The sequence below is a fragment of the Herbiconiux sp. genome (genome assembly GCF_023264895.1).
Taxonomy (GTDB): domain Bacteria; phylum Actinomycetota; class Actinomycetes; order Actinomycetales; family Microbacteriaceae; genus Herbiconiux.
The window spans coordinates 1-9,560 of the sequence record NZ_JAHFUY010000127.1; the positions used below are offsets into that span (position 1 = coordinate 1).

Annotated in this window: 11 protein-coding genes; 6 read left to right on the forward strand and 5 right to left on the reverse strand. The window is 72.3% G+C overall.

Annotated elements, in window-relative coordinates; translation table 11 throughout:
* From Q0D57_RS18100 to Q0D57_RS18115, 4 genes are all read left to right on the forward strand, one after another.
* On the forward strand, positions 1 to 352 hold a 352-nt coding region (locus tag Q0D57_RS18100; RefSeq protein WP_291046707.1), incomplete at its 5' end, for a helix-turn-helix transcriptional regulator.
* Between the two features lie 40 nt (positions 353 to 392).
* The gene (purS, locus tag Q0D57_RS18105; RefSeq protein WP_291046710.1) at positions 393 to 686 is read left to right on the forward strand and encodes a phosphoribosylformylglycinamidine synthase subunit PurS; all 294 of its coding nucleotides are present in this window, start codon (positions 393 to 395) and stop codon (positions 684 to 686) included.
* The gene (purQ, locus tag Q0D57_RS18110; RefSeq protein ID WP_291046713.1) at positions 683 to 1,384 is read left to right on the forward strand and encodes a phosphoribosylformylglycinamidine synthase subunit PurQ; all 702 of its coding nucleotides are present in this window, start codon (positions 683 to 685) and stop codon (positions 1,382 to 1,384) included. The genes purS and purQ overlap by 4 nt, the downstream gene beginning before the upstream one ends.
* Positions 1,385 to 1,439: 55 nt before the next feature.
* Positions 1,440 to 1,946: an O-acetyl-ADP-ribose deacetylase gene (locus Q0D57_RS18115; protein ID WP_291046716.1), complete on the forward strand. Its 507-nt coding sequence runs from the start codon at positions 1,440 to 1,442 to the stop codon at positions 1,944 to 1,946.
* Between the two features lie 15 nt (positions 1,947 to 1,961).
* On the opposite strand, the gene Q0D57_RS18120 is transcribed toward Q0D57_RS18115, so the two are convergent.
* Positions 1,962 to 2,891, reverse strand: a complete 930-nt coding sequence (locus Q0D57_RS18120) for an aldo/keto reductase (RefSeq protein WP_291046718.1) — start codon at positions 2,889 to 2,891, stop codon at positions 1,962 to 1,964.
* Positions 2,888 to 4,339 carry an APC family permease gene (locus Q0D57_RS18125; protein WP_291046720.1) on the reverse strand — a complete coding sequence of 484 codons (1,452 nt, stop codon included), beginning with the start codon at positions 4,337 to 4,339 and terminating at the stop codon, positions 2,888 to 2,890. The genes Q0D57_RS18120 and Q0D57_RS18125 overlap by 4 nt, the downstream gene beginning before the upstream one ends.
* 68 nt (positions 4,340 to 4,407) lie before the next feature.
* Between Q0D57_RS18125 and Q0D57_RS18130 the strand changes: the two genes are divergently transcribed.
* Positions 4,408 to 4,695, forward strand: coding sequence for a hypothetical protein (locus Q0D57_RS18130; RefSeq protein WP_291046722.1), 288 nt, complete (start codon positions 4,408 to 4,410; stop codon positions 4,693 to 4,695).
* A gap of 45 nt (positions 4,696 to 4,740) precedes the next feature.
* A complete protein-coding gene (locus Q0D57_RS18135; RefSeq protein WP_291046724.1) occupies positions 4,741 to 6,975 on the forward strand; it encodes a S8 family serine peptidase in 2,235 nt (744 codons plus the stop codon).
* Here the strand turns inward: Q0D57_RS18135 and Q0D57_RS18140 are convergent.
* From Q0D57_RS18140 to Q0D57_RS18150, 3 genes are all read right to left on the reverse strand, one after another.
* The gene (locus Q0D57_RS18140) at positions 6,953 to 7,363 is read right to left on the reverse strand and encodes a VOC family protein (RefSeq protein WP_291046725.1); all 411 of its coding nucleotides are present in this window, start codon (positions 7,361 to 7,363) and stop codon (positions 6,953 to 6,955) included. The genes Q0D57_RS18135 and Q0D57_RS18140 overlap by 23 nt on opposite strands.
* 74 nt (positions 7,364 to 7,437) lie before the next feature.
* Positions 7,438 to 8,631, reverse strand: a complete 1,194-nt coding sequence (locus Q0D57_RS18145) for a MarP family serine protease (RefSeq protein ID WP_291046726.1) — start codon at positions 8,629 to 8,631, stop codon at positions 7,438 to 7,440.
* Between the two features lie 199 nt (positions 8,632 to 8,830).
* Positions 8,831 to 9,560, reverse strand: a 730-nt coding sequence (locus Q0D57_RS18150; protein WP_291046727.1) for an MFS transporter, incomplete at its 5' end; no start/stop codon positions are given.

Genomic DNA, 9,560 nt, shown 5'->3' on the forward strand with positions numbered 1-9,560 from the left:
GTCGGGCTTCGGTGGCGACGCCGCCGCGACGGCCGCACGGCTGGCCGGGCTCGGCACGGCCCCGGCATCGACCGTCTGGCCGCTGCCAGCGGGGCAGGAGCCCGTGGAGCTCACCGAGCGCGAGACCGAGGTGGCGCTGCTCGTGGCGAACCACCTCAGCAACAAGGAGATCGCCCAGCGCCTGTTCCTCTCGGTGCGCACGGTGGAGTCGCACGTCTACACGGCGCGCGGCAAGCTCGGCGCCCGCACCCGCCGCGAGCTCGGCCGCATGGTGAGCGGCCCCGACGCCGCCCCCATGATGGCGTCCGTCGGGATGCGCCTGCAGGAGCGTGGTGCCGGACGGGAGCGGTAGACTGGGCGGGTCCCCTCCGCCCGACCCGAGGAGCAATCACGTGCCGAAGATCGTCGTCGACGTCATGCCCAAAGCCGAACTCCTCGATCCGCAGGGCAAGGCCGTCGCCGGTGCGCTCGCGCGGCTCGGCAACACCGCTTTCAGCGACGTGCGCGTCGGCAAGCGCTTCGAGCTGACCGTCGACGGCGCCGTCGACGCCGAGGTGCTCGCCTCGGTGCGCGCCATCGCCGACGACCTGCTCTCGAACGGCGTCATCGAAGACGTCGTCGACATCACCGTGCTCGACGAGTCGGGCGCCCACAGCGGCGCCGGCGCCTCCGGAGCCCTCGCGTGAGCACGCGGGTAGGGGTCGTCACGTTCCCCGGTTCGCTCGACGACCGGGACGCCCAGCGCGCCGTGCGGTTCGCCGGCGGCGAGGCCGTCGCGCTCTGGCACGGCGACCACGACCTGCAGGGCGTCGACGCCGTGGTGCTCCCCGGCGGCTTCAGCTACGGCGACTACCTGCGCTGCGGCGCCATCGCCTCGCACTCGCCGATCATGCGCGAGGTCGTCGCGGCCGCCGAGCGCGGCGTGCCGGTGCTCGGCATCTGCAACGGCTTCCAGATGCTCACCGAGGCGCACCTGCTCCCCGGCGGGCTCATCCGCAACGACCACGGCTCGTTCGTGTGCCGCGACCAGGTGCTGCGGGTGGAGAACACCTCGACGGCCTGGACCAACGGCTACACCGCCGGCCAGGAGATCACGATCCCGTTGAAGAACGGCGAGGGCGGCTACATCGCCTCGGCCGAGACCCTCGAGCGGCTCGAGGGCGAGGGCCGCGTGGTCTTCCGCTACGTGGGCGTCAACCCCAACGGCTCGCTCAACGACATCGCGGGCGTCACCAACGAGCGCGGCAACGTGGTGGGCCTCATGCCGCACCCCGAGCACGCCGTGGAGGCCGGCTTCGGGCCCGACACCGCGCTCGCCATGCGCTCGGGCGTCGACGGCCTCACGATATTCGCCTCGGCGCTGCGCTCCCTGCTCTCGGTCTGAGCCCGGCCTCCCACCCCTCGTCCGCCCGGCGGAGGGTCGGCGTAGGGTCGGCCGCATGAGGCCGATCGAGCTCCTGCGCACCGACATCACGACGGTCGAAGCGGATGCGGTGGTGAACGCCGCCAACAGCTCACTGCTGGGCGGTGGCGGGGTCGACGGCGCGATCCACCGGCGCGGCGGCCCCGAGATCCTCGCCGCCTGCCGCGAGCTGCGGCGCACCGACTGGCCGGACGGGCTCCCCGCGGGCGAGGCCGTCGCGACGACCGCGGGCCGGCTGCCGGCGCGCTGGGTCATCCACACCGTCGGGCCCGTCTTCAGCGAGCGCGAGGACCGGTCCGCCGTGCTCGCGTCGGCCTACCGGCGCTCGCTCGAGGTGGCCGGCGCGCTCGGAGCGGCGTCGGTGGTGTTCCCCGCGATCAGCGCCGGCGTCTACGGCTGGCCCGCCGCGAGCGCCGCCCGCATCGCCGTCGACACGGTGTCCGAGAGCCCCTACGAGGGGCGGGTGTCGTTCGCGCTCTTCAGCGACGGCATGCTCGACGAGTTCCGCGCGGCGCTCGGGTAGTCGAGGCCGCGGCGCTCACGGGAGCAGGTGACCGGCGGCCGTGAAGAGGCGGTACCACTCGGGGCGGGTGAGGGGCAGCTCGGAGCCGGCCGCGGCATCCGTGATGCGCTGCGGGGTCGTGCTGCCCACGACCACCTGGATGTCGGCCGGATGGCGGTTGATCCACGCCACGGCGATGGCGGTCGGCGTGACGCCGTAGGCGGCCGCCAGCGCGTCGAGCTCGTCGTTGAGGACGCCGTAGCGCTCACGGTCGCCGAGGAAGACCCGGCCGGTGGCGGCGCTCTGGAACGGGGACCAGGCCTGCAGCGTGATGTCGTGCAGGCGGCTGTAGTCGAGCAGGCCGTTGTCGCGGTCGGTCGACTGCACCTCCTCCGCCATGTTCGCGGCCACCCCGGCGGCGACGAGCGGGGCGTGGGCGATGCTCAGCTGCACCTGGTCGACCGCGAGCGGCTGCCGCACCGAGCGCTGCAGCAGCTCGATCTGGCCGGGGGTGTGGTTCGAGACGCCGAAGTGCCGCACCTTGCCCGCGCCCTGCAGCGCGTCGAAGGCAGCGGCCACCTCGTCGGGCTCCACGAGCGCGTCGGGGCGGTGCAGCAGCAGGAGGTCGAGGTGCTCGAGCCGCAGGGCCGCGAGCGACTCGTCGACGCTCCGCAGGATGTGCTCGGCCGAGAAGTCGAAGTATCCGTCCCGGATGCCCACCTTCGACTGCACGAGCACGCGCTCCCGCTCGGCGGGGGTGAACGAGACGGCCTCGCCGAAGCGAGCCTCGCAGCCGTGGCGCTCGGATCCGTAGATGTCGGCGTGGTCGAAGACCGTGATGCCGGCGTCGAGCGCGGTGCGCACCAGGGCGCGGATCTCCTCGTTCGACAGGGCCTCGATGCGCATCAGCCCCAGGATGAGGTTCGAGGCGACGAGGTCGGTGCGGGGAAGGGGGGCGGTTCTCATTCCTTGAGCTTGCCAGGGTCCTGGGTGACGACCTTGAGGCCGGTGGTGTCGAGCGCGGCCGCCCCGCCGTATCCGCTCTTCCGGCGGTGCAGGTAGGTCACCGCCCAGAGCACGATGCCGATGGCCAGCAGGATGCCCGCGATGAGGTACTGGTCGACGGGGCGACCGGAGGTCCACGGGAACACGAGATAGAGGCACGCGATGGCGCCGATGACGGGAAGGGCCGTGGGGGTGCGGAAGTGCTTGTGCTCGACCGGCTTCTTGCGCAGGATCAGCACGCACACGTTCACGACCGCGAACACCGCGAGCAGGAGCAGCGACGTGGTGCCGCCGAGCAGCACCGCGATGGGGTTGGCGGGGTCGATCGAGACGTACGAGGTGAGCCCGAGGGCGATGACCGTGGTGAAGAGGATCGCGGCCCAGGGCGTCCGCCGCTTCGGCAGCACCTTCGACAGGAAGGGCGGCAGCACCCCCTGCTTGCTCATGCCGTAGAGCAGGCGGCTCGCCATCATCATGTTGATGAGCGCCGAGTTGGCGACGGCGAACAGCGAGATGAAGGGGATGAGCGCCGAGATGGGGAAGTCGGGTGCCGCCGTCTGCACCACGGTGACGAGCGGGGTGTCGTTGCCGGCGAGCTCACCCACGGGCACGATCGCGACCGCCACGATCGAGATCAGCACGTAGACCACGGCGGTGATGCCGAGGCCCGTGAGCATCGTGCGCGGGAAGATCTTCGAGGGGTTCTTCGTCTCCTCGGCCATGTTGACCGAATCCTCGAAGCCCACCATCGCGAAGAAGGCGAGCGACGTGGCCGTCGAGATGGCGAGGAAGACGTTCTTGTCGTCGGGGGTGTCGAACGCGACCACCCGTGAGAAGTCGGCCTGCCCGCCGAAGATGGCGAAGAAGCTGATGAAGATCACGAGCAGGAGGCCCGAGAGCTCCACGAGGGTGAGCACGACGTTGAGGCCCACGCTCTCGGCTACGCCACGCAGGTTGACGGCCGCGATCAGGATCATGAACGACAGCGCGATCAGGAGCGCGAGCCCCGGCCCCTCGCCGAGCCCGAAACCGATCACGAAGTTGCTCGCGAAGGCTCCGGCCGCGGCCGAGGCGGAGGTGATGCCCGACGACATGACCGTGAAGCAGATGAGGAAGGTCACGAAGTGGATGCCGAACGCCTTGTGCGCGTAGAGCGCGGCGCCCGCCGCCTGCGGGAACTTCGTGACGAGCTCGAGGTAGGAGCAGGCGGTGATGGTGGCCACCACGAACGCCACGATGAACGGCAGCCAGGCGGCGCCGCCCACCTCCGCCGCGACCTGGCCGGTGAGCGCGTAGATGCCCGTGCCGAGGATGTCTCCGATGATGAACAGGAGCAGCAGTTTGGGCCCCATCACCTTCTTGAGCTCAGGGGTCTCCGGTGCGCCTGTCGACTGCGTCGTCGTGGTCATGTGCCCATACTGCTCCCTGAATCGGCCGAACGGCGGCCCGTTAACCTCGTGGGGGCATAATGTCGCCCATGGCGAAGAAGACCCGAACGGCCCTGAAAGAACTCACGAAGGCCCTCACGAAGCACGTCGCAGTGCTCGAGGACCCGAAGGCGAACCGCGGCAAGCGCGACCGGGCCACCGCCCGCGTGCGCGCCGCCGTCATCCACTACGACTCGGTGCTGCACTCGCGCACGGGCGCCTCCAGCGCCTTCGTCGAGCTGCCGGATCCCGGGCTCGACGCGTCGACCGTGGCCTCGCTGAAGGCCGAGAAGGAGTCGCTGGAGAAGAAGCGCGCCGACAAGAAGGCGTCGAAGTAGCGCGATAGCGTTGTAGCTCAGTCGGTTTCGTCCACGGGGGTGGGGATGGTCAAGGGGTTCTTCGCGCGCCGTCGCGCGGTCTGGTCAGTGGGAGCGGCGGGCGTCGCGCTCGCGCTGGCGTGCGGATCGGGCGCGGGTGCCGCTGCGGCGGCCTCACCGGCCCCTCCTGCTGGCGAGACGCTGTCGCCTCGGCTCGAGACCCTCGGCGCCGAGGCGCTGCAGGGCGGCGCGATGGCCGCCGATCCCGGCTCGGCCGCGGCCGCGGCCGAACTCGCCCTGCCCGCGACCGGTCCCGGGAGTCTGCAGATCGACGACGGCGGGCGCGTGGCCGTCAGCATCCACTACTCCTCCGGGCCCATCGACGCCGATCTCGCCGCTCTCGAGGCGGCGGGTGACGTGCGCATCACCGCCTCGTCGAGCCGCTTCGGGCGGGTCAGCGCCACGGTGGCGCCCGCCGACCTCGAGGCCGTGGCGGCGCTGCCGGGTGTGTCCAGCCTGCAGGAGGCCGTGGCGCCGATGTTCGGCACCGCGGCGAGCGACGAGCTCGCCGCGGCAGCTGCCTGGGCCGGGGCAGATGCCGGTGACGGCGCTTCTGCTGCTGCCGCAATCGCCGCCGGTTCCCGCGCCGCCTGCCGCACCGTGCCCGCCAACCTCGCCGGCCCTCTCCACGCCGACGCCGCCGCCGCCCGCTTCGGGGTCGACGGCACGGGCGCCACGGTCGGCATCATCTCCGACTCCTTCGACCATGCCCCCGACGCCCTCTCGCGCCCGGCCGACGACATCGCGGCCGGGCTCCTCCCCGGCCCCGGCAATCCCTGCGGCCGCACCACCCCGGTGGAGGTCGTGCACGAGAGCGATTCCCGCGCGGACTCGGACGAGGGCCGCGCGATGGCGCAGCTCGTGCACAGCATCGCCCCGGGGGCTCGGCTCCTCTTCGCCAGCGCCGGTGACGACGAGGTGACCTTCGCCCAGGCCATCGACGACCTGCGCTCCGCGGGCGCCACGGTGATCGTCGACGACGTGTGGATGTTCACCGACCCCTACTTCCAGGACGGGCCGATCGGGGTGGCGGTGCGCGATTCCGTCGAGGCCGGCGTCCCCTACCTCGCCGCCGCGGGCAACCACACGGTGCTGGGCGCCGAGGGCCACCCGGGTGAAGGCGCTCCGATCAGTTCGTGGGAGACCACCGAGTACCGCCCCGCCGAGTGCCCCGCCGCCGTGGCGGCCGGCTTCGAGGCCGCGGGCATCACGACGGGCGACTGCATGGACTTCGATCCGGGAGCGGGCGTCGACACCACCGACGGTCTGTTCTTCGACGCGACCGGAACCGCCTCGGCCCTCTTCATCCTGCAGTGGGCGGAGCCGTACTCCGCCGCCAGGGGTGACCTCCGTCTCGCGCTCATCACGCCGGGGGGCGACGTCGAGGTCATCGCCGCCTCCCCCGCCGGGTTCCCGTACTCGATGAGCGGATCGCCCATGCAGGCCGGGGAGAGCCAGCTCGCGATCGTGCGCAACACCTCGCGCGGCGGCGACACCCTCGTGACCCCGGCGGTGAAGCTCGTCACCTCGGCCCATCCCTACCTCCTGGGCGCGGAGCACCACGAGACGACCGGCGACGACCGGGTCGGCTCCTCGGTCGTCGGCCACGCGGGCGCGGAGCAGACCATCTCGGTGGCCGCCGCACCCGCGCTGACCCCGCGCACGGTCGAGGACTTCTCCTCGATGGGCCCGACGACGACCTACTTCGACTACCAGCCTGACGTGAGCACCGTGGCGACCCCGTTGCCGCAGCCGCTCGTGCTGTCGAAGCCCGACGTCACGGGGCTCGATGGTGGGCACACCAACTTCTTCTCCACGAAGCACCCGCTCGGCGACGGCACCTTCGCGTTCTTCGGGACCTCGGCCGCTGCGCCGTCGGCCGCCGCCGTGCTGGCTCTCGGCCAGGAGCTGCGGCCCGACCTCGACGCCGCAACGCTGCGCGCAGCGCTGCTGTCGTCGGCGAGCCCGCTCGACAGCCCGCTGCCCTCCCTCGTGGCCCCCGAGAACGTGGCGGGGGCGGGGCTCGCCGACGTCGAGGCGTACCTCGAGACGCTCGCGGCGGTCCCCGGGCCCGCTCCCGCGCCGACGCCGGGCGCTGCATCCGTGCCTGCGTCCGATCAACTCGCGGCCACCGGAGCGGCGCCGTGGAGTGCGGGACTCGTGGCCGTGCTGCTCGCGGCTCTGCTCGCGGCCGGCGGCATCCGGATGACGCGCGGGGCTAGGCCGGGTTCGTCACGTTGACGAGCCAGTGGATGCCGAAGCGGTCGCTCACCTGGCCGAAGAAGTCGCCCCAGGGAGCCCGCTCGAGCGGCAGCTCGATCGTGCCGCCCTCGGCGAGCTTGTCGAAGTAGCCGCGCAGCTCCCCCTCGCTCTGACCGCTCAGCGAGACCGAGATGTTGTTGCCGGGGTCGTATTCCATGCCGGTCGGCACATCCGAGACCATGAGCACGAGACCGCCCTCGGTGGTGAGCTGCGAGTGCATGATCCACTCCTGCTCCCCCTCCTCGGTGGGCGTCTGGAACTCGGCGAAGGTGTTGCGGATGAGCTCCCCGCCGAAGACCGACTGGTAGAAGTCGCCGGCGGCACGGGCGTCGCCGCGGAAGTTGATGTACGGGTTCAGGGTGGTCATCGCGCTCTCCTCTGGTCGGTGTGGACCACACGTTAGCAGAGCATGTAGACGCTGTACACATGTTCTCGGGGCGCTCAGCCCGAGCAGGCTCCGGATGCCACGGGGTCGCTCGATGAGACGGCCTCGAGCACGGGGGCGGCCTCGTCGAGCGTCATCGCGTAGCCGGTCTCGGCGTCGAGCGTGGAGCGGGCGAAGACGATGCCCACGACCTGCCCGCTCACGTCGAAGAGGGGGCCACCGGAGTTTCCGGGGCGGACGTCGGAGCGGAGGGAGTAGATCTCGCGGGTCACCGGATCCGCCTCGTAGATGTCGCTGCCCACCGCGGTGAGCACCTCGCGCACACGGGACGAGACGGTCTTGTAGGAGCCGTTCTCGGGGAAGCCGGCCACCACGGCGGAGTCGCCCGCCGCGAGCTCGGTGCCGAGCGGGAGGGGCGGGGCGTCGAGGCCCGGCACCGCGAGCACCGCGAGGTCGCGGGCGGGGTCGAACACCACGAGCTCGGCGTCGAGCAGGCGGCCGATGCCGCCGGCCTGCACGAAGAGCTCGTCGGAGCCGGAGACGACGTGCGCGTTGGTGACGATGCGGTCGTCGGCCACGACCCAGCCGCTGCCCTCGGCGTCGCTGCCGCAGCGGGGAGCCGAGGAGAGCACCTTGACCACCGATCCGGCCGCCGCGTTGACGGCATCCGGGATCGAGGGGTCGGGCGGCGGGGCGCCCTGGATGGTCTCGGAGTCGAAGGCGAAGACCTCGGGGAAGCCCGAGTCGTCGAGCGCCTCGCCGATGGTGCCGAGCGCGGTCTCGGAGGGCACGGGGGCGATAGCGTCGAGGGTGGCGACCACCTTCGAGCCCTGCACGAGCTGCGTGACGGGGAGGATGCCGGTGGACTGCAGGAGGCCGGCGAGGAGCCAGACCACGACGCCCCAGGTGAGGAGGCCGAGCACCGCGCCGCCGAGCGAGTCGATGCCGCGGCCGATCTTGACGACGCCGATGACACCGCGGAGGAGCCGGGCCAGGAGGGTGAGGAGGCCGATCGCGATCGAGATGCTCAGGATGAGCACGAGGCCGGCCGCGACGGCACGCTGCCAGGCCTCGGCCCAGCCGACGGTCGCGAGCCACTCGACGACGGGCGGGGCCGCGAGGGTCGCGATGAGGGCGCCCGCCACGATGCCCGCGAGCGAGGCGGCCGTGACGAGGGCGCCACGGCGCCAGCCCGCCGCGACGGCGAGCAGGGCGACCACGAGCAGCACGATGTCGACGAAGAGTTCCATGTGCCGCTCATGCTAGGCGGCCGCGACCGGCCCCACCTGGGAGGAGCCCGGGCCGGGCCCCTGCCCCCTCCCCCTGCCCCCCCTCCCCGACTTGACAGAAGTTGCGCCGCTCACGCCCGACTTGACACAAGATGTGCCAAGTCGGCGCTTTTGGGCGCGACTTCTGTCAAGTCGGGGAGGGCGGGAGGGGCTCGGGGCGCTAGGGGGTCGGAGGGCGGGACGGGGATGGGGCGCGACCGCGGGCCCAGAGGAGGACGGGGATGAGGAGGAGGGCGAGCACGCCGCCGGCGAGCGAGAGCACGGAGTAGCTCGTGCCGGCCATCACCACCGCCGACATGACCCCGGCGCCCGCGCCCGAGAGCGCGATGAGCACGTCGAGGGTGCCCTGCACGCGCGCGCGGTTGGCGGGCACCGTGTTGTCGACCACGAGGGCCGTGCCGGCGATGAGGCCGAAGTTCCAGCCGAGGCCGAGCAGGGCGAGGGCGACGATCAGCAGCAGGAGGTCGTCGCCCGGGGCGAGGGCCGCCGTGATCCCGGCGGCGAGGAGGGTTACCCCCGCCGCGATCGCCATGGGCGTGCGGCCGACGCGGTCGACGAGCGCGCCCGTGACGAGCGAGGGCAGGTACATCGCGCCGATGTGGACGCCGATCACGAGGCCCACGTCGCCGAGGTCGTGGTGGTGGGCGCGCATGTGCACGGGGGTCATGGTCATGATGGCGACCATCGCGATCTGGGTGAGGACCATGACGGCCGCGCCCACGTAGGCGCCCGTGCCGGGGCGGGGTGGAGGCGGCGGGGTGGGCGTGGTCGGGATCGACCGCTCTGGCGACGAGGCTGCGGCGGGCGCGGGCGAGAGCGGCGGTATCGAGGCGGGCGCGATCGTGGGCGCGACGCTCGGCGCGGGCGCGGCGGCGCGAACGGCGGCGGTC

What these genes read in the sequence shown, in the direction of transcription:
- Q0D57_RS18135 (WP_291046724.1), top strand. Translation starts at nt 4,741, where the DNA reads ATGGTCAAGGGGTTCTTCGCGCGCCGTCGCGCGGTCTGGTCAGTGGGA.
- Q0D57_RS18130 (WP_291046722.1), top strand. Translation starts at nt 4,408, where the DNA reads ATGGCGAAGAAGACCCGAACGGCCCTGAAAGAACTCACGAAGGCCCTC.
- Q0D57_RS18140 (WP_291046725.1), bottom strand. Translation starts at nt 7,363, where the DNA reads ATGACCACCCTGAACCCGTACATCAACTTCCGCGGCGACGCCCGTGCC.
- Q0D57_RS18125 (WP_291046720.1), bottom strand. Translation starts at nt 4,339, where the DNA reads ATGACCACGACGACGCAGTCGACAGGCGCACCGGAGACCCCTGAGCTC.
- Q0D57_RS18120 (WP_291046718.1), bottom strand. Translation starts at nt 2,891, where the DNA reads ATGAGAACCGCCCCCCTTCCCCGCACCGACCTCGTCGCCTCGAACCTC.
- Q0D57_RS18115 (WP_291046716.1), top strand. Translation starts at nt 1,440, where the DNA reads ATGAGGCCGATCGAGCTCCTGCGCACCGACATCACGACGGTCGAAGCG.
- Q0D57_RS18145 (WP_291046726.1), bottom strand. Translation starts at nt 8,631, where the DNA reads ATGGAACTCTTCGTCGACATCGTGCTGCTCGTGGTCGCCCTGCTCGCC.